Source organism: uncultured Nostoc sp., assembly GCF_964247315.1.
In the GTDB taxonomy this organism is placed as follows: domain Bacteria; phylum Cyanobacteriota; class Cyanobacteriia; order Cyanobacteriales; family Nostocaceae; genus Nostoc.
In genome coordinates this window covers 1-21334 of sequence record NZ_CAXTTT010000059.1, presented here as the reverse complement: position 1 = coordinate 21334, position 21334 = coordinate 1, and the positions used below count along the sequence as shown (strand labels likewise).

Sequence of the window (21334 nt, the reverse complement as noted above, 5' to 3'; positions counted from 1 at the left end):
AATATTTTTCTTCTGGTGATCAGATTCCTAATAAAAGTAAAAAATCCTTCTTTTCTTGTTGCCAGATTCCAGACTTTGAGGGTGGAGTCATTGGAGGCAGAAATCACCTGTTGCCCATTAGGGGTGACGGCGACGGCATTTACCGAGTCACTATGACCTTTGAGGGTAAATATTTTTCTTCTGGTGATCAGATTCCTAATAAAAGTAAAAAATCCTTCTTTTCCTGTTGCCAGATTCCAGACTTTGAGGGTCTTGTCCCGTGAGGCAGAAATCACCTGTTGCCCATTGGGGGTGACAGCGACGGCATTTACCGAGTTACTGTGACCTTTGAGGGTGGGGAGTAAGCGTCCTCCTGGTGGGGTTAAGCTAGGGGTCAAGGCACACAGCCAAGGGGTAGTTGTCCTTTGCTTTATTTGTGCCAATAATGCCTGAATTTCCTCTGGCATTTTCTGATTTAGTAACCGTCCGTGCAATTGACTCGCTAATTGCCGCTTATCCGCGACTAAAATATGCGCTGACAGTCTCAATGCACCTTGAATCAATTTCAGACTTGTGCCTTTTTTAAAGTTGTATTCTGAGTTATTAGACATCTCACTATGATCAATCAAATCATAATCTTCAATTAGCGGCTGTACCCCAAACTCAGGATGGTTAATCTTAGCAGTGATGAAATCAAAATCAGTCAGTGTTTTGTAATACTTCTCTAAATTTCCCGACTTCACCAAGCTTAGAGCTAAACTACCCAAGTAAACACGTTGAAAAGCGGGACTTTGTGCCGCTAACTTGTCAGCAAATTCTCCCATTTCACGCCATCTTCCTGATAAGGTAGTCCGCAATGCGTTGATTAACCTCTTGAAATAGCTTCCGTTTGGAATCCAAAACCCGTTTTGCTTTCAAGAAGTCCAAAAAACTTGCATGATAGATGCTGTGGCAGATTTCTCCTTTTATATCCTGCGGCTTCAAATACTCAACCCACTTATCTAAAACTATTTGCACATCATATTCATCCTGTTTGGCGATCGCCGCTATCATCTCACAGGTAATTGGTGTGCCAATCTCCACTAAAATAAACAGGATAAATACTTTTTCTTCTTGGGGCTTTTCATCCATCCCCATACGTACCCAATGAACTTGATAATAATCCTTTAGGCCATCGGGTAATTGCTTTAAACTCAGGTCATTATAGTCACCTTTAGCAATTCCTGGCAAAATATAACGCAGGTACATGAAATTATTTTCACTCTTAGTTGCTACCTGCTCAACAAAATCATTCTCATCAACTTTGCGGTCTTGAATCCATTGTCTAAGTGCTTTCTTATAGTCTTCATCGACATTCAAAAAGAACCGAATATACTCCTTAATGTCTTCACGACTCAAATCAACATACTTAGTTGCGCTTAAATCTAGCTCCTCTACCGGGACATCTGGTGTAGACAAGCGTTTTTTATCTATGGTATATGGTCGTCTAGTCAGCAGAAAATAGACGTGTTCAGGAAGCGACGGCGGTAAATCTAAAAGATTCCCCCCTGTTTCTTGTTCGACTTCATCCAGCGCATCAACCACAATTACCAGACGATCGCCAGCAGTCAGTTTTTTGCTAACCTGTTCTAGTAAATCTGCTAAATTAGCCTTATGGGCATTCTGCAACTGGTAACGCTTAATTAATTGTTTGCGAATACTTTCAAGAAATAGCTCCGGTCGATTGCGACCATCGGAGCGAATATTAAAATAGCATGGTGATTTATTGTCCCAGACGTATTTAGCAGCGCAAGTTTCAGTATAAAAGGTGCAACTTTCAAGCTCAAAGGTGCAACGTTCACCCTCAGAGGCTCAACATTCACCCTCAGAAGCTCAACATTCACCCTCAGAGGCTCAACATTCACCCTCAGAGGCTCAACGTTCACCCCCAGAAGCTCAACGTTCGACCTCAGAGGCTCAACTGTGGCAATATTAACTCTTGCAACCATATCAACAAGTAGAAACCCCATATATGCTTGAACACTAAAGATAGCCATCTATGGTATAGAAATGTATAGAATCTTGTAAAGATATAAAATATAGTTGTTAAATGCACACATTTCTCGCTTCTTCCTCAATGCAGCGGTCTTTACCACCAAATCACTTTCAGCCTATGAAGATTGTCGCACTGGGAGATAGCTTAATTTATGGATTCGGCGACCCGGAAAAAGGAGGCTGGATTGAGCAACTACGGCGATGGTGGATGTTGCCAGATAGTGGCGGTCATATTCTTTATAATTTAGGGGTAAGAGGCGATCGCACCCAACAAGTAGCCCAAAGACTAGAAGTTGAATTTCGCCACCGGGGTGAACTGCGAAATCGTGTTCCCGATTTGATTATTTTATCAGTGGGGGTGAATGACTCAGCACGGTTAGCGCGTCCTGATGGTCGAAGTTACACAGATTTTACCTTATTTGAAAAGGAAATTGCCTCTCTGCTAGATTTAGCACAGCAACTCTGTCCTGTGTTATTTGTGGGCATGGTGCCAGTAGATGAAGCCAAAATGCCATTTTTAGATTGTTTTTACTATAATCATGCCGACCAGTACCGCTACAAAGAAGCAACTCGAATTGCTTGCACCAAACGGCAGATTCCCTATTTGGATATTTTTGAGCAATGGATGGAACGCGGTGAAAGTTGGCGACTCAAACGCTTGAGTGAAGATGGACTTCATCCCAATACTCTAGGTTATCAAGCTTTGTTAGAAGATGTAATCAATTGGGATGCCATACTTTCAATGGACTTTGCCAATGCAGCTTACCATTCTCAATTTGATTATCACCTTAAACCATCCTAATAATGATGTGTTGGTGCTTTGAGGCTAGCTAATATCATCGTATTTGCTATCCTCGTAAAAAGCACCACAATCTTCCTAAATTTTTAATGAACAATTCAAAATCTATCTATAAAAACTCTAATTTCTCTATATTATCCATTACTCCTAACTCCTGTACAGACGCGATTAATCGCGTTTCTACTCCTAACTCAGCACTCCTATGACACCAACTTTATTAGGTCGCTGGCAAACTCGATTATTATTACTGGCAACTGTCGGTGTACTCGTATCTTTGCCTTTTGCAATAGGTTGGATTGGCCCTGGTGCTAACTCAGTTTATTTTTGGATACTTGCTTATGTTGCCATCTTTGGCATAGGCTGGGATGTGCTTTATGACTATTTGCAAAAATCCCGTTGGGATAGGGATTGGCCCGCAGTTTATCAACTCTTAGCTGGTATATGGGAATTAGTATTTGTTTTTTGTGGAGTCAAACTGTTTGGCTTATTACCAATACCTTTACCTAAGGAAGAACTGTCACCAGGTACTTTTTTATTGCACTATAGCATCGTGTGGATAGCAGTTTTTATTAGTTCCCAAAGCCTGATGCGAATTATCTTCCTCCGTTGGCGTTTTCGGGGCGGAGAGTGGTTATAAAATCTCAAATTATCAGAAATTAGTTTAATTAAAAATTACAGTAATTCTCAGGTAATTCAACCGTAGGCTAGGGACGTAAATTTGTACGTTCCTATAGTCGATTGTGCCTCCAATAGATGAAAAAGGTTATAAAGAATGTTTTAAAAATAGTTGTGTGTAATTTTAATTACATTATTACCCCCCTTAATCCCCCCTTGTAAAGGGGGGAAACAAGAAAAATCTGGTTCCCTCCCCAATACATACGGAGAGGGTTAGGGTGGGGTAAAAAATATTTGATACATCAATCATGACTTTTCAAACATCCTCTAAGTCGCAAATTAACAAATCATAAAAAACCATATATGGCGGTTTTAGTTTGGATGCAATATCTTGTATTGACGTACAGTTGTTTGCGTTCCTAAGAATAACATGGCAACTGCTATAACTTTGGAAATAAAAGCAACACATTGCCTCTTGTATCTCATCAAATTAAAAACAGTTATCTGATGTTTACAAAGTTGGCACTTGTGCTGATGTAGTAGTCATATATGAGTAAAAACAGGACAAGCTTTGGAGTCTAGGGAGATTCTTCAATGCAGAGACGCAAATTAAGGAAGTGCAATGTCAAATTTTGATCTGGTTATTCAGCTATTTTTGCAACTCACAGTTATTTTAGCTACTTGTCGCATTGTTATGATTTTAGGACGCCGCTATCTTGTTCAAACCGATGTTGTTTGCGAAATGATTGCAGGTGTCATGCTAGGGCCATCACTTTTAGGATTGATTGCACCAGATTTTCAGCAATGGCTATTTCCTAAGCTTCCCATCATCACTGCTGTCGGACTTAAAATACCCAATCCATCAATGTCGATTTTATATGCTATCAGCCAGATTGGGTTGGTAATTTATATGTTTTTGATTGGTTTAGAATTCAATACCAAACTCTTAAAACATCATATCAAAAGTGCAAGTTTGCTATCTGCGGCTGGGATTATCACTCCCTTTATTTTAGGAGCGATCGCATCTTTTTGGTTTTATCACAATGGCGATTTCTTTCAACCAAAAGTCATGCCTTGGTCAGCGGCTTTGTATCTAGGTGCGTCGATGACAATTACGGCTTTCCCGATGTTAGCTCGTATTCTTTACGAACGCGGTCTTGCACAAACTCGCTTCGGTACTTTGGCTTTAGGTGCAGCATCGGTAGATGATGCAGTTGCTTGGTGTTTGCTGGCGATTGTACTTGCTAGCGTGAAAAATTCTTTGAGCATTGCCATATTAGCAATTGGTGGTGGCATTTGCTATGTGCTATTTGCAATTTTTCTCGGTCAACCTCTACTAAAAGCATTCACACGCATGACAAAACGCGATGCAGGTGTGAACAAACAAACCTTAACTTTGATGTTGATAATTTTGATGTTTTGTGCATGGTTTACCGATGCTACAGGTATCTATGCAATATTCGGTGCTTTTGTGTTGGGAGCAGTGACACCACGCGGAGAATTCGCCCAACAAATTCGCCAATATACGGAGTTTTTAACTACTTCTTTTTTGTTACCAATATTTTTTGTCTTCTCTGGATTAAACACTCAAATTGGCTTGGTAAACACACCTACTTTGTGGGGAGTTACGTTGTTAATTATTGCGCTCGCAATTCTCGGTAAAGGTGTTGCTTGTATGTTAGCTGCAAAATTAGCCGGGGAAAATTGGCGCGAATCTGCAACGATTGGCGCTTTAATGAATGCTCGTGGTTTGATGGAGTTAATCATCCTCAACATTGGTTTAGAACAAGGTATCATTACCCCAACTTTATTCACTATCATGGTTATTATGGCAGTGATTACCACCCTAATGGCATCACCACTGATTGCCTTTTTATTGCACGGTACAAGCTATGATAAATATTATAATTAAGTAAATTTAAATATAAAATTAATTAATTAGTAATTGGGTAAGATTCTCTGCTTTAACTATGGTTATAGCAATCCTAAATAAGTTATGAATAAAAACATCCCCGACTTCTTTAAAGAAGTCGGGGATCTGAATCTTTTCAGCAAAGAGCAAATTAAATAGGATTACCAGATAAACGCTAATTTGTTTGTAGTGGTGTTTAAGCACTACTACAAATTGACTACCGATTAACTAGTTTTATTGCTATTGTTAATTTGGAAGTTCTTCGAGATGTAGCTCCTAAAATCATCAGAATTGATGTTTAACGGCTGCAACTGCATCTTAACAATAATTCATATAACAACGAAGCAGAAATTACTCTTAGTTATATTTAACAAGCTTGACATTTCCCACTCTTTTAAAGAATTATCTTAGGGAAACCAGATAGTTAATTTTGAGGAAACCATGCACATAGTTATTCTCGTTCTGGTTGAGGTGCTGATTGTTATTGGGCTTTCACGGCTAGTAGGGCTAGCATTCCGTTCCATTAAGCAACCTCTGGTAATTGGTGAGATTGTCGCCGGGATTATGCTTGGCCCATCTTTATTGGGTTTAGTTGCTCCCCATCTAGCAGTTACCTTGTTTCCACCAGAAACTTTTCCTTTTCTGAATGTTTTGTCTCAGGTGGGACTAATATTTTTCATGTTTCTGATTGGGCTAGAACTAAATCCCAAATACCTCGGCGGCCAATTAGAAGTAGCAGTTTTAACTTCTCATGTCAGCATTTTGGTGCCGTTTTCTCTAGGAACATTGCTAGCGGTGGTACTTTATCCCCTAGTTTCTAACGCTAGCGTATCTTTCACCGCCTTTGCCTTGTTTTTAGGGGCGGCGATGTCGATTACTGCCTTCCCAGTATTGGCGCGAATCATTACTGAAAACAATTTACAAGGAACGCGTTTAGGAACTTTGGCGTTAACTTGTGCAGCAGTGGATGATGTCACAGCTTGGTGTCTCTTGGCTGTAGCGATCGCCGTTGCTCGAACTGGTGACTTTGCTGGTGCCATACCCACAATTATCGCCAGCATCGTCTACATCGGCTTGATATTGACAGCAGGTCGTTGGTTCCTGCAACGCCTTGCCAAACACTACCTCCGTGCGGGACGACTCAGCCAATTACTGCTAGCTGGGATTTATATGGGCGTGGTTGCGTCGGCACTAATCACCGAATTAATTGGGATTCATTTAATTTTTGGGGCATTTTTGCTGGGAGCAGCCATGCCCAAAAATGAAGATTTAGTGCGGGAATTAGCAGTCAAAACGGAAGATTTTGTCTTAATTTTCTTGCTGCCTATATTTTTTGCCTACAGTGGTTTAAAAACGCAGATAGGCTTGCTCAACCGTCCCGAATTATGGCTTTTGTGTGCGTTGGTTTTAGGAGTGGCGATCGCAGGTAAATATGTTGGTACTTATGTAGCAGCCCGTGTGAGTGGCATTAGTAAACGGGAAGCCTCGGCACTCGGTTGGTTAATGAATACTCGCGGTTTAACCGAACTGATAGTGCTAAACATTGGTTTAGAGTTAGGGGTAATTTCCCCCTTAATATTTACCATGCTGGTAATTATGGCATTGGTAACTACCTTCATGACCTCGCCACTACTGGAATGGACATATCCGAAAAAGCTGATTAGGTTAGATGTGGTGGAACCGGAGTTAGAAGCAGAAACGGCTACCAGCGCTTCTAATGCCGAAACTTACATTCGTCTCTACCGAATTTTGGTGCCAGTGGCGAATCCGAGTACCCAAAAAGGCTTGTTACAGTTGGCTGCAAGCATCGCTCTCAACTCCCGACATCCCGCCGTTGTTAACCCTCTGAGCTTGATTGAATTTGAAGAAGATTATGCCTTTGAAAGTACGCCAGTTGAAGCAGACCGATTAATTGCCCAGCGCCGCCAGCAGCTAGAAGAATTGATTAATACTCTCGAACCAGTAGAAATACGCTCTCATGTGCGTCCGATTGTTCGCACATCTAGTAATGTGGCACGGGAAACTGCACAGATTGCCGCACTTAAACAAGCTGATTTAATTCTTGTGGGATGGCACCGCCCAGCTTTTAGTAGTAACCGCTTAGGTGGAAGAGTTGGTCAAATGCTCACTACTGCACCAGTTGATGTTGCAGTGTTTATAGACAAGGGAAGCGATCGCTTAGAAAGCTTGTTAGTGCCTTATTCGGCAAATATTCATGACGATCTAGCGCTAATAATAGCTCTAAGACTGCTAATTAACCGTGAGACTTGTCTGTTACAGGTTTTGCAGGTTGTACCCGAAAATCAGCTCAAGGATGAATTGAGTTACGAATTAAATACGATGATGGAGCAATTACCGAGTAGTGTACGCGATCGCATCGAAATCAAAATTGTCCAAACTCCAGAGGCAATCCAAACTGTAGTCGAAGCCTCAAAAAATGTAGACTTGACAATTGCTGGTACTAGTCGCACTTGGGGTATCGAGCGTCAAACCTTGGGAAGATATACAGATCAACTAGCCATTCAATGTTCCTCCTCCTTGCTGATTACCCGCCGCTACAGTCAAGTCAGCGCTCATCTGGCTTCTGTACTTACTGAGGTTAGTAGTCAAGAGCCAACATTGAGGAGTTGAGAACATGAATCATTTCAACTTCAAATCTTTAACGTTTTACGGAGTAGCAATAATTTCAGTACTACTGTTGTTTAAAACTGTCAGTGCTTACGGAGAAAACAATCTCAAGGCTCCTCCTCCAATTAGCGGTCGGTATCGTCTAACCCTAGCGGAGAATTTGCCTAATTGTGAAAAATCGGATACTCTGACGTTAAACATTGAGCAGTCAGGTATTTACTTAAATGCCTCTGTATTACCGGCAAACGCTAAAGCCGACACTGATGAAAAGCACTCTCTGGCAGGCATTTTCAGAAATCAACAATTAAATTTATCTGGGAAAGTAGGCAGATCAATCCTTTGTAATATTCCTCGCCCCCAAAACGATCCTCTGAACTCAGTCACAATTCAAATGCAACTTGTGGATAAAGCTAATATGACAGGTCAATTAACCGTAAATGGTATTCCACAAACTCTGAAATTTACGGCTGTGCCCCAAAAAGCTAATTGAATGGGGAGTGGGTGAAGACGCGATTAATCGCGTCTACGGGATTGGAAGCGCGAAGTAAACAGCAATGTGAGCGCATTGTATGAGTTTTATGGAGCAAATAAACAGAATGGATCGGGGACTAAAGACTAAGCAATTTTATCAATGGGGCAAGCAGTTATTTAGCATCAGTATATTAGGCTTTTATGCAGCGATCGCCCTCGAAACTTGCACTACTGCTGCTACACCAGGGGCAAAGCTAAATAATTGGCGTTTTTCTCCCAAGACACAGCAACTCGAAATCACCCTTTCAGCAGGCACAACCCCTCGTTATTTCTACTTAGCACAACCCTCTCGTCTGGTTGTAGATTTACCGAATACTAAGTTGGGCAAAATTACCACGCAACAAAATTATTCTGGAGCCATCAAAAGCATTCGCATTTCTCAACTGAACGCAAACGATACACGTATTGTCTTAGATTTAGCAGCAGGAACTGTTTTTAATCCCAAACAGGTACAACTACAACCCGTTTCCCGAAAAAACTCCACTCGCTGGGTGTTACGTCCGGTTATTTCTGGTAAAAAAACTACTGCCGTAAAACCAGGAAAGTCCGCAGCTTCAGCCAAGAAACAACCTCAAACACTCCAAAAGCCGCCTAGTAACCCACCTGTAACTACTAATCCACAATCGCCCTCACTCACAGTTCCGACTCCATCCAATCAACTGCCCTCAACTACTACTAATTCAGGGCAGCCTTTTGTCACTGTACCTCCTTTAAATCCAAATACATCCTCTCAACAACCTGCTTCGATTCTTCCCCCTCCTTCTTTCCCAAATCAACCCAATAATTTAAATAACATTCCTCCTTTAGGAATATCAGAATTTCCAGTTCCAACAATCCCCAATGCTCCCGATCCCCAGATCATTGAGTTTGGTCAACCTTTACCTAAAACTAAATAAAAATAGGGAATTGGGCATGGGGCATGGGGCATGGGAAATGGAACCAATGCCCCATTTGCTATGCGCTATGCCCTAATAAATGAATTATTTTTTTCCAACTAACTCCTTTACCTTGTTGATGATGCCGACTGGATCGATACCTTGATATGGGTACTGTTCCCACAAACCGCCGCAACCTTCTTTATAAGTTCCAAGATGGGCATATTTGGGAGTCAACCCCCGCTCTAGTAGCCAAGAGCCGAAACGGCTACCTAAGCCAGTGCGACGGTTGAAGGGTTCTACTACAAGCACAAAAGGAGCATTACCAACTTTGGTAATCATTTCTTCATCAATGGTATTTAAAGTTGTTTTGCTAATCAAACCAACGTCTAACCCTTCTTGCTTAAGACGCTCTACAGCATCAACGGCACGATAGAGAGCATCGCCAAAACTGATAATGTAGCCTTGCGTCCCTTCTCGTATAACCTCATCTTTACCAGGAACAAATTTGTAGCCACTTCCAAAGAAGTCATTGCCGTTGCTGTCCTGAATATTGGGCACTTTGGAACGGGTGGAGAAAATAAACCGCAGTCCCGGCTCAAAGAACACAGCTTCTACACAAGCTGTCATTTGATTATTATCTGCCGGGAAGTACAACTGTGTTGGGTAGCCATCATCCAAGCCATTGTCGGCAAACATATTGTTCAAACCAAAGTGGCAGCTGTTATCTGCCATGTCATCTATACCTGCATGGGAAAAATGACACAGAACATTGGAATAGTTCAGCCGTGCCATTGTGATTTCTGAGATACACATTTCTAAGAAGGCGCTGAAGGTCGCAAAAATACCTTGCTTGCCCTTGTCCATCCCGAATCCGGCCATAGCAGAGAAGTTGCTCCGTTCCATAATGCCGGAGGAAATAAATATTTCTGGGTATGTTTCATGAATTATCTTCAAACCGCAGGAGCCTTCTAGGTCGCTATCAATAACCTTGACTTTTTCTTTACGCTCCGCTTCACTCATGCGACTGAGGACACCCACCACGGCTTCACCAAACACACTACGGTTAGCGCCCCATTTGTCACTGGAACCCAGAAACGTATATGTTTGTTTGGGTTTCTCAATACTTTTAAGGTATTCGACAGCCGCAGTTTGTCCGCGAGATTCTAGATACTTAACTGCTAAATCTACAGGAATTACATCATGGCCATGAATGGAACCTTCTAAACCTTCAATACCAGGACACATCGGGCGTTTATTGATCAGAGCGATCGCTCCGGGAGTATTCACAGCTTCGCTCAGGCGACGGTATAAATCGTCTAAGTCTTCCCCGTCTCCCTGAAGTACTTTCAACCCGTGCCCTTCTAAGGTTTTGGCGACATTAAAACCAGGTAAATATTTAGAAGGATGTCCGGCGATCGTTACATCATTGTCATCAATGAGCAGCTTGACGTTAAGATGTTGAGCAACAGCCAAGCGAGCAGCTTCAGCATCATTGCCTTCTTGCTGCGATCCATCAGAACCGAGACAGAAAACAGCCTTGCCTGGATTCGCCATTGCCACACCATTGATGTAAGGCCAAATATGACCCAAGCGCCCAGAACTAAATTTCACACCAGGAGTTAGTTTTAGTTCTGGGTGTCCCGGTAAATTGGAATGTGCTTGCCGATAACGTAAAAGTTGCTCGGCAGGTAAATCACCATGCAATGTTGCCATCAGATATTGAGTGGCAACTCGATGTCCTGCCTCATCAAAGAAAATCGGTACAAATTGCTCCGATGCTCCCCGGAAAAAGGCATCAAGAATCATTACCTCTGGCACTGTATCGTATGGCCCGCCAGTATGACCGCCGACTCCGCTAGCAGAGCCAGTCGCTGTAAAAAAGACGATCGCATCTCGGCAAAGTTGAATATTCGCTTTGAGAGTATCTCGTTGTTCGGCGGTGAGGCTGGAATTTGCGGGATTGAGCGCTAAAGGTTTGTAAGCACCGAGATCAATTGGAAATTGGGAATTCGTAATAGTCATGATTTCTTGATTCAATAAAAAACAATTTGAACAGAGGGAACGCGTGATCGCACTACAAAAAAAATTGTTAAAACCCCGATGGGCAACAATTATCCAAGCTCAAGCCAACCACTCAGAACCATTGTGGAACCGTGTGATTTCATCAAAAGCCAAAATCAATACATTCAATTGTGCATGAATGTGCTTGAATTCAATTGAAGTTACGGATTACCGTACAAAGACTTGCTTATCAATAAGTATAAACTCACAAACGTGCAATTTCAAGTTTAAAAACGCAATTTCAGGAAAATTAATTATGCTAACTGCTGAACGACGGCAATTTATCTTAGAAATTCTGCGTCGTGATAAAAAAGTACTTTCAACAGAACTTAGTGCTGTTCTCAAGGTTTCTGAGGATACGATTCGGCGGGACTTGCGAGAACTGGCAGAAACTGGACTTTTGCAACGCGTTCATGGGGGAGCGCTGCTTAAATCTCCAGCCACAGCCAGTTATGCCGATCGCCAAAAGCAAGCGCCAAAAGAAAAAGAAGCGATCGCTCGGACAGCAGCAAAATTAGTTTGTACAGGACAGGTGGTGATTTTAGATGGAGGTACGACAACTCTCCAAGTAACCCGTCATTTGCCCCTAGATTTGCACGCAACAGTGATCACAAATAGTCCGCCAATTGCTGTTGCTTTAGCAGAACATCCCCATATAGAGGTTGTGATGCTAGGTGGACAACTCTACAAAAAAGCCTTGGTGAACGTGGGTACTGTCACAATTGAGACATTACGGATGATTCGTGCAGATTTGTGCATGTTAGGAGTTTGCAGTTTGCATCCAGAAGTTGGGATTAGTGTGCCTAACCTAGACGAAGCGCACGTCAAACGAGCCATGATTGCTGGATCAGCTGAGGTAGTAGGATTAGTAACAGCAGAAAAATTAGATACAGCTGCTCCTTATCTAGTGGAGTCCATTCATGCCCTGACTTACTTAGTAACCGCACCGACAGTATCTAATAATATGCTAAGTGCCTATAAAGCTTTAGGTTTGACAATTATACGTGATGAGTACGAATGAGCTGATGAAAGAAGATGCGATCGCTAGGGACTGGGGATTGAATAAGGGAATAGGGTACAGATTATTCCCTGTTACCTGTCACTTCTTCCCTAACTAACCCCAATACCCAAATCTAAAATCTGTCCGTTTGCTGAGGTGTTCCAACTGCTCCTGGTTGGGCAGTGAAGAAGTTTTGAGCGGCTTCATTCTGATATATGCATCTAATATCAGGTTTCTCACCGTCCAAGTTACCTGTGAAACCAAAGGTGTTCAGGCGATTTTTGCAATCTCTTACCTGCTCGGATGTCACCAGCTTACGTTGCTCTAAAATTGCCCAGTCATTTTGTCGAATTACACATCCAGGACGCATACTTGGTTGGGAAACATAAACATTAAAGGGGTTGAGAGTAATGAACAATCTAGCGTCCGTCACCATAGCGCTAGCTCCATACTGCACACAAATTTCAGGGTTTGGTGCTTTGAGATCAATGAATTCACGGGAAGCTACATTTGATGGAGCTAAGGTGGTTGTAGAACTAAAAGCAATGCCAATCCCAATACCCAAAATCAACACCCCTCCCATAATTGCGATGGTGGTGAAGTTAAATAGAGGGGATTGGAAAATAGAGGGTTTAGAAGTAGTAGCCGATCTACCAGTAGATTTACGTTTCATTGTTGCTTAATCACCTTCACGCCGATTTAGGAGGGAGTGGTCTAAAGTTTTCTCCCTCTTTCAGTATGCCTATTCTTGACTGTAATTGCCTGTGATTTTCTCTGCGATATTCTTGTTAAATGAGAAAAATAGGAGCTTATCTAGATATCGGGACAAAATTTTAATATAGTACACTGTGGCGAAAGTTTGCCTACCTTAGACAAGTTGCTCCAGACCTTGTGTGGCTAATTAAAATAATAGCTGAATTTATAGCAGTCCTAAATTATTTGTGAAAATTCTATATCTCTTTCTTCCCTTTGCGTCCTTGGCGTTCTTCTCTAACGAGACGCTACGCGAAGGCGGTTCGTTTCTTATCTACATTTTTCACGACTCCTGCAAGGATTGCTATATGTCAAGCCATACTAATCGCTTATTTTTTCCATTTGGAATAATTAGTGAGTATATTTATTTGAAGATTAATTAATTGTTATTAGTTATGACCTTTGCGTTTTTTTGTGCTGCTTGATTTTATCAATTAATTTATGAATTCAGTTTGAAAATTATACCATATTTTTAATTATTCTCATATATAAATTATTTCTTTTTCCCTTATTCTCCTTCTTCGCGTCCTTTGCGCCTCTGCGGTAGCCTGCGGCAAGCCCTTCTCCTGACGGAGACGCTACGCGAACGGGTTCAGCAGTCGCTCATGGGGGAAACCCCCAAGACCGCGCTGCTTCACCGCTTTGTGTCTACGTTAAAAAAAGTATTTTTCACAACTCAGATAGGATTGCTATAGCTAATTTAGTTTTCACAATTAATCTAGTCAGAATGCTTAAACTATCTAACTTTTGTTGTGAATTTTCAATTTTTAGGATGAGATATTTTTGTTACCCCTAGTAATTGATATGTAAAACAATGTAAATTAAAAATTAATGAAATTTTAATAAGTAATTGAAAGTACGTGACATCTCAAACAGTGCTACCTTCGGGCAAGAGGTTCAAAACTTCGCAACTTCAAATCTTCCTACCTGATAGTCTGACTATTTTTTGGGGAGATTGGTTAGATTTACGCGTGAGAATCCTACCAGTTGCTGCATCAGGCTTAATATCGCCACTGATATATATTTTAGCTTTTGGCTTGGGTTTGGGTAGTTCCATCAAACCAGGTTCAGGAATTAGTGGTAACTATGACAACTATTTGGAATTTATATTACCGGGAATGGTGGCGCTATCGTCGATGACGGTTAGCTTTGCTGGAACGACATTTTCGATTTGTGGAGACAGACTATTTACCAAAACCTTTGAGGAATTATTGTTGACTCCGGTACATCCGTTAGCGTTGTATATCGGTAAAATGCTGGCGGGAGTCGTGCGGGGTTTGATGACTTCCGCTTCTGTGATTTTGGTAGCGCTGCTGTTGACAGGAAACTGGAATTTTCTCAACCCACTGTTTTTACTGTTGGTGGCGCTCAATTGTGCGGTATTTGCTGGATTAGGAGTGATTGTAGGGTTGAGTGTGCGATCGCTCGAATCAGTCGGACTTTACAATAATTTTATCATTATCCCTATGTCGTTCTTAGGAGCGACTTTCTTTGACCCTGCTACACTACCAGCGGCTCTCAAAGTTCTAGTTTACCTGTTGCCACTAACCTACGCCAGCATTGGATTGCGTGCAGTTGCCCATCTACCATTGTCTCAGTTTCCTTGGTACAGCATACCGATTTTGCTGGTAGTTGCGATCGCTCTTTCTTTGTGGGGTGGTTATAAATTCGCTCACCAACAAGATTAAAGCGTTGATTACAACCTGTGCTTTAACTGTTGAATTTTCTGTAAAACTTTTTCTCGATGCTGCGTCAGCTTGATCCATCGGGGTAGGCGACTGGCAAGACTGCCATTATGCCAGCCTAATAAGTCATCTGGCAAGCGTTCTTGCAACCTTGATTGAACATAATTTTCCAGGAAGTTCAAATGAGCTTCATTATATGCCCATAGCACCTGACCGCAACAAGAGATTTGTAGCCACAGGGGCAAGCCAAAAAAATGGTCTAATATTCCATAGCGAGAATTTCTTTTATTCTTGTAATTGTTCTGCCACAGTAGCAATGCGGCTTTTCGATTGCCATTCTTTGACTGTTGTTTTGTATAGCTACAGTGCTGACAAGTAATTCTTTTGATACAACTAAGACTTGATTCCTCAGAGCTTACAGTCAATATCTTGGCAATGCGTAGGCGCAGCCCGCCGTAGGCATCGCATTGGGGACAACGTACTAAAATTTCTTGCTCAAAATCAGCAAGCCGTTTGCCATAGTCTCTAAATCTTATAACCATTTCATTTCAAGCCTGCTATGTAGCGTCCCGTTAAGATAGCAATGAACCATAATTTATTAAGAATCAGGATAATTACTTATAATTCACATATTGTCTAATCTGTCAATGCATAAGTTCTAATTTGGATTTTTTATAAAGATTGCGTGAAATTACTAGTTATCGTGATAAAGCATTAGAAGAATTGCTTTATAAATCAACCTATGAGTAAATATCAACTCAGTCAGCAAGCACACATTAACCACTATTTATCTAGCTGGTAGATAGCAGTTTCAAAGTGAGTTTTTACTGTTTGATTTAAACCATGCGGTATAGCATTCTACGAATAAATATTCAAAGGACACAAATATGACTAGAATTGCCACAAAAATAGCCTTGTCTGTTCTCGGAGCAGCAGGAATTAGTTTTTTGTCTTGGACACCAGCAAAAGCCGTCATCTTTGTAGAACCCATTGTGACGACTAAAAATCAAGATGTACTCGATGCAAAAAAACCAAGAACCCTTACAGATTATCTACCAGGACAAGTAATAGAATATGGTGTTCCAGATGTAGCTAATAACTTTCTAAATGCCACTGGTCACGATATAAACAGCTTGGTCTTTGATTTAAAAACCCTGTCCTATAGTAATCCGAATTCTACTCCACCATTTGATAATGAACCAGTGCAGTGGGGAGATGTTAATGGAGATGGGAAGATTGGTAACTCTGCTAACCCGGAACTAAAGGATATTTTTACAGACATTACTATTGCTGGTAGTACTATCACTTTTAGTGGTGGCGTCATCCCAAACGGAACTTTGTTTTATAATCCATTCGCTACCCTGCCTAATCTAGCGCCAGGTGCTGGAATCATTCCACCAATTCCAGTAGAGCAAGAAGATAAAGATGGGCCGATCAGGGTGGCTGCTTATTATACTGCCGTTCCTGAATCAACTAACATTTTGGGTGTACTAGTCTTTGGCGCTTTAGGCGTAGCTTTCAAACTAAAGCGATCGCTCTGTTAAGAGGATTGGGCACTGGGGACTGGCGAAGAAGCAAGGGAGCAGGGGAGCAGGGGAGCAGGGAGTGGACAGTTAATCAGTTAATAGTTAGTTATCCACTGCCCAATGCCCAATGCCCCATCCCCAATGCCCTCATTTTGTAATTAACTCCCGATACACTGTCATTGTTTCCTGATGAACGCGGGCAACACTCAACCTCTCTAAGTTTTTCTTTGCCCGCTGTTTCCACTCGTCCAGCATCTCGGCATTACTCAGTAATTGCACTAAAACCCCAGCTAAAGCATGACTATCTTTTACTGGCACCAAAAGACCTGCTCGCCCGTTGTCTAAAGCTTCAGGAATCCCGTCTACCTGAGTGCCGACGATCGCAGTTCCAGTTTCCCTAGCTTCCGAAAGTACCAAAGGACAAGGATCGCGGTGGGAAGCAAGCACAAATATGTCACAAGATATCAGATAGCGTTGAGGTTCTGGTTGGAAGCCTTCAAAATGAATGCGTTCTTTTACAGAAGTTGCTTGTACCTGTGTCTCAAATAGCTGTTTATCAGGGCCATTTCCTACCAAATAAAGATGGGCTTGAGGAAAATCTGAGGCGATTTGTTCAAAGGCAGCAATTAACTCAGCAATTCCTTTGCGTTGATACATTCCGGCTACAGTGGCGATCGCTGGATGCTGTAATGGTAATGGTTGATAATCTTGTATTTGTCGGGTGCGGGGACTGCCTAAAGTTCCGTTACATACTACCCGCAACTTGTTTTCTGTAATACCACGCCTAATCATAGAATCACATACAGCCTGACTGACAGCAATTACCCTGTCAGCTAAACCCATCAGCAGGCTGGCACGCTGAAATTCGTTGTGGACTGTAGAAACTAAAGCATATTTGCGTCCTTTAAAAATACGTGCTAATATTACTCCCGTCATCATGTGGGCATGAACAATATCTGGCTGAAATTCAGCTGCGATCGCTCGGTAACGTATAGCTGCTTTAATCGTATTTATCGGTTTTCTGCTTTGGTCTAATTGGTAATGTTTGACACCACATATATCTAGTAAAACCTCGTATTCCCCACCAGCAGAAACAACCGCGACTTCATAACCAGATTTCGCCTGTAGACAAGCCAGATCCACAGCCACATTCACAATACCGTTACCTATTTCTTGAACGTGGTTCAAAATATGTATGATTCGCATAAGCTTTGAAATGTGTATAAAAAATAAAGATAAGTAACTGAATAGAAATCAACATAATTATTGAGGTCTTCAGCGACAACTAAAAAGTAGTCAGTAGTGGGTAAAATTCACCACTTTCTACTGATTAATAGCGCTTGTAACCAGCTACTTAGCTTAAAGACTTATTCAGTAACGGCTCGATAAATCGGGGTAAAACTTCAAAATTCTGAAGACTGATGTTAAGTCAGTAATTTAATTAGGTGTGAGATGAAAAAATTAGGCGATCGCTACAACTAGCTTGATACAAAAGCTGTGTTGCATCTACGCCCGTCGTAGACATTGCCTCATAATAAATAAAGATTAAGCAGATACTCAGAAAACTCTCAATGAGCCAAACTAGCCTCAATTTAGTTGCAATATCTATCTTTCTCATGACTCTATCGGTACTGCTGGGGCCATTCTTCAACTTATCACCGACAGTCCCAGCACTTGCTACCTTCACCATCTTAGGCATAGCGACATTAGATAGCTTCAGCTTGCAAGGCAAGGGTGGTACTATCTTTTTAGATTGGATTGCTGGTTTTTCAAAAGAACACCGCGATCGCATCGTCCATCACGAAGCAGGGCATTTCTTAGTTGCTTACCTGTTGGGTATTCCTGTTACCGGCTACACACTCAGCGCTTGGGAAGCTTGGAAACAGGGGCAACCTGGGCAAGGTGGCGTTAGCTTTGATGATGGCGAATTAGCATCTCAACTAGAACTAGGTAAAATCAGCGCCCAAATGCTAGACCGCTACTGCACTGTTTGGATGGCGGGTATTGCTGCTGAAACCCTGGTTTTTAATAATGCTGAGGGTGGAACTGATGATAAAAGCAAGCTGATAGGAGTCTTGACAATTTTAGGCTTTTCTGAATCAGTTTATCAGCAAAAACTGCGTTTTCATAACCTCCAGGCAAAAACTCTACTAGAAGAAAATTGGTCTAGCTACGAGGCTTTAGTTAATGCCATGCGACAACGCACTTCGGTAGAAGATTGCCATGCTGAGTTAGGAGTAGGGAGTGGGAAGTAAATAGGTGAGCGTAAATATTTATCGTTGGGATAAGGCAGGAGGTAGTAGGCAAGAGGCAGGAGGGAAGAGGGTTTTAGCCTCGTTGATTTTTTTAATATAGTTTGGTTTTATTCTGCCGACCTACTTAGCCCTCTCCTGTCACTCTGGGAAAAGAAAAATAAGAGCCAAATTTTGAACTGTAGATAGAACGCGCATTTGAGCGTTTATTTTCTAACAGAATGGCTGAAATCAATATTTTTGGTAAAAGTCTTATGTTGTTAGCCTTCCAGATTATTCTCTCCCGAAAGTAATAAAAGAGGGTTAGGAAGTTATATCAAGCTAGCAATGAAGAGTTTGTAGTAAGAACTTTAGTGCTAACTACAAACTCATTAACATTATCTTAAACAAAATACCTTCGCCAAATTACCAGGTTCAACGCGAGTAGAAACGGGATGAATATGTCTATGCATAAGTAAGCTTGGCATTTTGGGCGATTTTTGCGTAAGTCCTAACTACAAAAAATTTATATGACATGGAGCCGAGATCGCTTTACTAGCTCTGACAAAATTAGTATGGTGTGCCGTCTTTGTGGACAAATCTCCACAAGCCATTCTCTAAATTGGCCATAAGGTCGTCATCGGGATAGCTGCCAACGTCATGCGGTGTTCTGTCCCCGATTTCAAGGTAAAGAACATCCTCTGAGGTTTCGTTGAGCAGATGGTGGGCGTTACCAGTGCCAGCCTTGAAGCCGGCACACATACCTGGGCAGAGTTGTGTACAACCTTCGTCGGTACGTAGCGTTGGATGCCCTTCCAAGATGTACACGAACTCGTCTTGCTTGCTGTGAGCATGACGAAGGGCTGAAATTGCCTGGGGAGCTAGGCGTGTTAGGTTTACACCAAAGTTCGCGATCCCAAACAGGTCAGCAAGTGGGTGTTTCTCTCTGCCCACCATACGCGATGCAAACGGTTCAGGATAGTTTGAGGGCCTAGTTCTTGTCGGTGCATCAGATGCGTTGATAGCGATTAATTTTGCTCCTTCTGACATAAGAACCTCGTAAGACGGAATGATGAGGGCTAATACCAATTCTAAATTTTTGTAGGCTCTTATTTTGGCAAAGGTATTGAAACAGAAAAGTTATTCAACTCTGGCGCGGAGTGCAGGAGATGGAAAAAACTTTTCAAATCCAGCTTGTCGCTCATTTAAAGATTCTAGGGCATCGTTCCAAAGACTTTCATAATAAAAGAAGGTTACGCCTAGACCTCGTTCTTGGGCAGCCCGCACCTGAGACTTAATTTGCTGCATGGGAACTGGATTATTTCGTAACCCTGTCATAATGCCAACTCCAGTTGGAATTTTTTGTTGTGCTTCTTGAATTTCTGCGCGGGAAATATTTGCCACAAAACTTTTCAAATCGGGACGATAAATTTGCACAATTAACTCGTCCACAATATTTTGTCGCATCCAACCTAGCCAATCTTGCAAGTGAAACTTGTAAGCCAAATCATAGTAATTAGGAGAAACAGAGAAAATCGCCTGGGGTTTTCTCTGTTTCACAGCTTGATTAAGTTTTACCATGAACCCCGTAATCTTATCTGCCCGCCACTTTACCCATGCCGCATCTTGGGGGTTTTTTGGGGGAGGATTCTTGGTTTCTTTGGTGTACAAAGCAACTGTATATTGGTCGTAGCCAAACTCATGAGGCAAACTCATGTGATCGTCAAACTGAATACCATCGGCATCATATTGAGTAACAGTTTCCAGCACTAGATTGGTGATAAACTCTTGCACTTGTGGAAGGAACGGATTGAGCCACATCACCTCACCAGCCGCACTGTTTGAAGTTTGGCTACCATCCCGCTTTTGTGTAAACCAATTCGGGTAATTTAGTGCTAATTCTGAGGTTGGGGGAGCCATAAAACCAAACTCAAACCAGGGAATCACTAGCAATCCTTGGCGATGGGCTTGGTTAATCAGGTCTGCAAGAATATCATGTCCATCTGAACCTTTGTAGACAAAAGGTTGAATACCTGCACTTTGTGCTAGGGCACTGGGATACATCACATAGCCAGAATTCCACACCACAGGATAGATTGTATTGAAGTTCATCCGCCGCAGTTGACTCACTGCATCCTGTACTTTGTCTCGATTCTTGAGGGTGTCAAAATCATTAGTGGTCATCCAAACCCCGCGAATTTCCTGACGGGGTATCTGTGCGATGGCGCTGAAGCGCCCACCTTCGGTGATCGCAGGGGCAAAACTGTCTACCAATAATACTGTAATAAAGGATATTAAAATGAGAATCGGAAAAAGATACTTGAGCGATGTCTGACGACAAGCTGCTGTGCATCTACGCCGCCAACTTTGAACAATAAAAACTGATTTCATGGATTTGAATGATGCATTAGCTACCCACACACGCCATTGCTAGTTTTTAAAATTGAATCTACTAACCATATAGTTTACAAGTATTTATGCTTACTACAGGATTGATTAGTTAGTAGTTGTTTGTTCCTTACTTATGGAACTTTTGCACCAAAAAACTAAAGCAGACAAATTAAGATAGTTATAGTTGACGCAGCTAGTAAGTATTTGTGCCCAATAGGTATTTGGTATGGGAAATAGGGCATTGGACACAAGAGCCAGAGGTGCAAAGGTGCAAAGGGGTAAAACTTACTGCAACTTCTCCCCTGCTTTCC

General features: G+C 41.9%; 18 protein-coding genes and 1 pseudogene. 11 read left to right on the top strand and 8 right to left on the bottom strand.

What is annotated here, in order from left to right:
- Positions 1-803: pseudogene (locus tag ACFE93_RS18385) on the bottom strand (hypothetical protein); the annotation flags it as partial.
- Between the two features lies 1 nt (position 804).
- Positions 805-1647 (bottom strand): transcriptional regulator, encoded by an 843-nt coding sequence (locus ACFE93_RS18380; RefSeq protein WP_375474913.1) that lies wholly within the window; start codon positions 1645-1647, stop codon positions 805-807.
- A gap of 139 nt (positions 1648-1786) precedes the next feature.
- Here ACFE93_RS18380 and ACFE93_RS18375 point away from each other — a divergent pair, with 139 nt between their 5' ends.
- The 7 genes from ACFE93_RS18375 (at position 1787) to ACFE93_RS18345 (ending at position 9394) form a co-directional block, all read left to right on the top strand.
- On the top strand, positions 1787-1954 hold the full coding sequence (locus tag ACFE93_RS18375; RefSeq protein WP_375474911.1) for a hypothetical protein: 168 nt from the start codon (positions 1787-1789) through the stop codon (positions 1952-1954).
- A gap of 114 nt (positions 1955-2068) precedes the next feature.
- Positions 2069-2815 carry a GDSL-type esterase/lipase family protein gene (locus tag ACFE93_RS18370; protein ID WP_375474909.1) on the top strand — a complete coding sequence of 249 codons (747 nt, stop codon included), beginning with the start codon at positions 2069-2071 and terminating at the stop codon, positions 2813-2815.
- 199 nt (positions 2816-3014) lie between these two features.
- Positions 3015-3449: a hypothetical protein gene (locus ACFE93_RS18365; protein ID WP_375474907.1), complete on the top strand. Its 435-nt coding sequence runs from the start codon at positions 3015-3017 to the stop codon at positions 3447-3449.
- Between the two features lie 600 nt (positions 3450-4049).
- Entirely contained in the window at positions 4050-5339 is a 1290-nt protein-coding gene (locus ACFE93_RS18360; protein WP_375474905.1) for a cation:proton antiporter, read from the top strand.
- Between the two features lie 441 nt (positions 5340-5780).
- Positions 5781-7970, top strand: a complete 2190-nt coding sequence (locus tag ACFE93_RS18355; protein ID WP_375474903.1) for a cation:proton antiporter — start codon at positions 5781-5783, stop codon at positions 7968-7970.
- Between the two features lie 4 nt (positions 7971-7974).
- Positions 7975-8457 (top strand): hypothetical protein, encoded by a 483-nt coding sequence (locus ACFE93_RS18350; protein WP_375474901.1) that lies wholly within the window; start codon positions 7975-7977, stop codon positions 8455-8457.
- An 88-nt stretch (positions 8458-8545) separates the two neighbouring features.
- Positions 8546-9394, top strand: a complete 849-nt coding sequence (locus ACFE93_RS18345) for an AMIN domain-containing protein (RefSeq protein WP_375474899.1) — start codon at positions 8546-8548, stop codon at positions 9392-9394.
- Between the two features lie 84 nt (positions 9395-9478).
- On the opposite strand, the gene ACFE93_RS18340 is transcribed toward ACFE93_RS18345, so the two are convergent.
- On the bottom strand, positions 9479-11398 hold the full coding sequence (locus tag ACFE93_RS18340; RefSeq protein ID WP_375474897.1) for a transketolase C-terminal domain-containing protein: 1920 nt from the start codon (positions 11396-11398) through the stop codon (positions 9479-9481).
- A 295-nt stretch (positions 11399-11693) separates the two neighbouring features.
- Between ACFE93_RS18340 and ACFE93_RS18335 the strand changes: the two genes are divergently transcribed.
- Positions 11694-12458 (top strand): DeoR/GlpR family DNA-binding transcription regulator, encoded by a 765-nt coding sequence (locus ACFE93_RS18335; protein ID WP_104906232.1) that lies wholly within the window; start codon positions 11694-11696, stop codon positions 12456-12458.
- Between the two features lie 112 nt (positions 12459-12570).
- Here ACFE93_RS18335 and ACFE93_RS18330 read toward each other — a convergent pair whose 3' ends face one another.
- Positions 12571-13110, bottom strand: coding sequence for a DUF3172 domain-containing protein (locus tag ACFE93_RS18330; protein ID WP_375474895.1), 540 nt, complete (start codon positions 13108-13110; stop codon positions 12571-12573).
- Positions 13111-14050: 940 nt separating this feature from the next.
- Here ACFE93_RS18330 and ACFE93_RS18325 point away from each other — a divergent pair.
- Positions 14051-14878: an ABC transporter permease gene (locus ACFE93_RS18325; protein ID WP_375474893.1), complete on the top strand. Its 828-nt coding sequence runs from the start codon at positions 14051-14053 to the stop codon at positions 14876-14878.
- 8 nt (positions 14879-14886) lie between these two features.
- Here ACFE93_RS18325 and ACFE93_RS18320 read toward each other — a convergent pair whose 3' ends face one another.
- On the bottom strand, positions 14887-15417 hold the full coding sequence (locus ACFE93_RS18320) for a hypothetical protein (RefSeq protein WP_375474891.1): 531 nt from the start codon (positions 15415-15417) through the stop codon (positions 14887-14889).
- Positions 15418-15762: 345 nt separating this feature from the next.
- Here ACFE93_RS18320 and ACFE93_RS18315 point away from each other — a divergent pair, with 345 nt between their 5' ends.
- A complete protein-coding gene (locus ACFE93_RS18315) occupies positions 15763-16419 on the top strand; it encodes a hypothetical protein (RefSeq protein WP_375474889.1) in 657 nt (218 codons plus the stop codon).
- Positions 16420-16548: 129 nt separating this feature from the next.
- Here the strand turns inward: ACFE93_RS18315 and ACFE93_RS18310 are convergent, their stop codons facing one another.
- On the bottom strand, positions 16549-17607 hold the full coding sequence (locus tag ACFE93_RS18310) for a glycosyltransferase (protein ID WP_375474887.1): 1059 nt from the start codon (positions 17605-17607) through the stop codon (positions 16549-16551).
- A 365-nt stretch (positions 17608-17972) separates the two neighbouring features.
- On the opposite strand from ACFE93_RS18310, the gene ACFE93_RS18305 reads away from it, so the two are divergent.
- Positions 17973-18656 carry an ATP-dependent Zn protease gene (locus ACFE93_RS18305; protein ID WP_375474885.1) on the top strand — a complete coding sequence of 228 codons (684 nt, stop codon included), beginning with the start codon at positions 17973-17975 and terminating at the stop codon, positions 18654-18656.
- 546 nt (positions 18657-19202) lie between these two features.
- Here the strand turns inward: ACFE93_RS18305 and ACFE93_RS18300 are convergent.
- A complete protein-coding gene (locus tag ACFE93_RS18300; RefSeq protein WP_375474947.1) occupies positions 19203-19682 on the bottom strand; it encodes a cupin domain-containing protein in 480 nt (159 codons plus the stop codon).
- 90 nt (positions 19683-19772) lie between these two features.
- Positions 19773-21023, bottom strand: a complete 1251-nt coding sequence (locus ACFE93_RS18295; protein WP_375474883.1) for a glycoside hydrolase family 10 protein — start codon at positions 21021-21023, stop codon at positions 19773-19775.
- Between the last annotated feature and the right edge of the window lie 311 nt (positions 21024-21334).

What these genes read in the sequence shown, in the direction of transcription:
- ACFE93_RS18370 (WP_375474909.1), top strand. Translation starts at nt 2,069, where the DNA reads ATGCACACATTTCTCGCTTCTTCCTCAATGCAGCGGTCTTTACCACCA.
- ACFE93_RS18365 (WP_375474907.1), top strand. Translation starts at nt 3,015, where the DNA reads ATGACACCAACTTTATTAGGTCGCTGGCAAACTCGATTATTATTACTG.
- ACFE93_RS18360 (WP_375474905.1), top strand. Translation starts at nt 4,050, where the DNA reads ATGTCAAATTTTGATCTGGTTATTCAGCTATTTTTGCAACTCACAGTT.
- ACFE93_RS18355 (WP_375474903.1), top strand. Translation starts at nt 5,781, where the DNA reads ATGCACATAGTTATTCTCGTTCTGGTTGAGGTGCTGATTGTTATTGGG.
- ACFE93_RS18350 (WP_375474901.1), top strand. Translation starts at nt 7,975, where the DNA reads ATGAATCATTTCAACTTCAAATCTTTAACGTTTTACGGAGTAGCAATA.
- ACFE93_RS18345 (WP_375474899.1), top strand. Translation starts at nt 8,546, where the DNA reads ATGGAGCAAATAAACAGAATGGATCGGGGACTAAAGACTAAGCAATTT.
- ACFE93_RS18340 (WP_375474897.1), bottom strand. Translation starts at nt 11,398, where the DNA reads ATGACTATTACGAATTCCCAATTTCCAATTGATCTCGGTGCTTACAAA.
- ACFE93_RS18335 (WP_104906232.1), top strand. Translation starts at nt 11,694, where the DNA reads ATGCTAACTGCTGAACGACGGCAATTTATCTTAGAAATTCTGCGTCGT.
- ACFE93_RS18330 (WP_375474895.1), bottom strand. Translation starts at nt 13,110, where the DNA reads ATGAAACGTAAATCTACTGGTAGATCGGCTACTACTTCTAAACCCTCT.
- ACFE93_RS18320 (WP_375474891.1), bottom strand. Translation starts at nt 15,417, where the DNA reads ATGGTTATAAGATTTAGAGACTATGGCAAACGGCTTGCTGATTTTGAG.
- ACFE93_RS18315 (WP_375474889.1), top strand. Translation starts at nt 15,763, where the DNA reads ATGACTAGAATTGCCACAAAAATAGCCTTGTCTGTTCTCGGAGCAGCA.
- ACFE93_RS18310 (WP_375474887.1), bottom strand. Translation starts at nt 17,607, where the DNA reads ATGCGAATCATACATATTTTGAACCACGTTCAAGAAATAGGTAACGGT.
- ACFE93_RS18305 (WP_375474885.1), top strand. Translation starts at nt 17,973, where the DNA reads ATGAGCCAAACTAGCCTCAATTTAGTTGCAATATCTATCTTTCTCATG.
- ACFE93_RS18300 (WP_375474947.1), bottom strand. Translation starts at nt 19,682, where the DNA reads ATGTCAGAAGGAGCAAAATTAATCGCTATCAACGCATCTGATGCACCG.
- ACFE93_RS18295 (WP_375474883.1), bottom strand. Translation starts at nt 21,023, where the DNA reads ATGAAATCAGTTTTTATTGTTCAAAGTTGGCGGCGTAGATGCACAGCA.